The organism is Campylobacter sp. 2018MI34 (assembly GCF_016598975.1).
Lineage (GTDB): Bacteria > Campylobacterota > Campylobacteria > Campylobacterales > Campylobacteraceae > Campylobacter_D.
Genome location: NZ_JAENKS010000052.1, coordinates 1 through 1,283 on the forward strand (window position 1 = coordinate 1; position 1,283 = coordinate 1,283).

The 1,283-nt window shown below is 24.4% G+C and carries 2 protein-coding genes; one reads left to right on the forward strand and one right to left on the reverse strand.

Annotated features, from left to right (window positions below):
* On the reverse strand, positions 1-114 hold a 114-nt coding region (locus JG676_RS07675; RefSeq protein WP_200170292.1), incomplete at its 3' end, for a DUF2920 family protein.
* Positions 115-169: 55 nt separating this feature from the next.
* Here JG676_RS07675 and JG676_RS07680 point away from each other — a divergent pair.
* The coding region (locus JG676_RS07680; protein WP_200217855.1) for an AMP-binding protein at positions 170-1,283 on the forward strand (1,114 nt) is incomplete at its 3' end.

The following is a 1,283-nucleotide window of genomic DNA, read 5'->3' on the forward strand; positions in this document are numbered from 1 at the left end:
TTTTATATCTTTACTATCATCAAAAGTAAGTCTATACTCAAGCTTACTTTCTCTTTTTATATTAAGTTCAACATCATCACAAGAATTAATTTTATAGGATTTGTTAATTAACATAGTAAATCTTTTTAGTTTTTTAGTATTATAATAAAAATTTTTTAAAGGTGTTTATATGGTTAGAAGTATTTATGATTTTTTAGAAAAAAGTGTTTTAAAATTTCCTGAAAAATTAGCTTTTGTAGATGCTTTTGGTTCAAATTTTAAAAGTATAAATTATAAAGAATTCAACATTTTAAGCAAAAAACTTGCAAGTAAAATTGCTAAAGATTTAAATGATTCTTATACACAAGATTCTATTTTAATTCTTTTGCCTAAAAGTATTGATTGTCTTATAAGTTTTTTTGGTGTGAGTTTAAGTGGGAATTTTTATACTCTTTTAGATGAAAAAACTCCAAAAGAACGCATAGAAAAAGTAATAAATATTTTAAAACCAAAATTATTAATTACTTCAAAAAATTTAAAATTTGATTTTAATTTACCAACACTTTATACAGAAGATTTTGTAAATTTTGATATAGATGAAGTTTTATTAGAAGAAGTTAAGGAAAGACATATAGATACAAATTTATTATATGTTTTTTTTACAAGTGGGAGTACAGGAGTGCCAAAAGGTGTTTGTATTTCTCATAAAAGTGTGATTGATTATACTTTTTGGGTATGCGAAACTTTTAATTTAAATGAAAATGAGATTTTAGCTAATCAGGCTCCGTTTTATTTTGATAATAGTATTTTAGATATATTTTCAAGCATTAAAGCAGGAGCGACACTTCATTTACTACCTAATCATCTTTTTGCTTTTCCAAATAAAATTTTATCTTATTTAGAAGAGCAAAAAATAAATATGATTTTTTGGGTGCCTTCGGTGCTTATTTATTTTGCAAATACTAATGCTTTGAAAGATTTTAATCTTTATCTTAAAAAGGTTCTTTTTTGTGGAGAAATTATGCCAAATAAACAGCTTAATTTTTGGAGAAAGGCTTTACCAAATACGGAATTTTTTAATCTTTATGGACCTACAGAAATTACTGATGTTTGTTCTTTTTTTAAGGCCGAGAGAGAATTTAAAGATGAAGATATTTTGCCTATTGGCAAGGCTTGTAAAAATACCGAGCTTTTAGTCTTTGATGAAAATATGAATTTTATTAGTCCTAAAGAAATAGGTATTAAAGGAGAACTTTATATAAGGGGAACTTGTTTATCACTAGGTTATTATAATGATAGCAAAA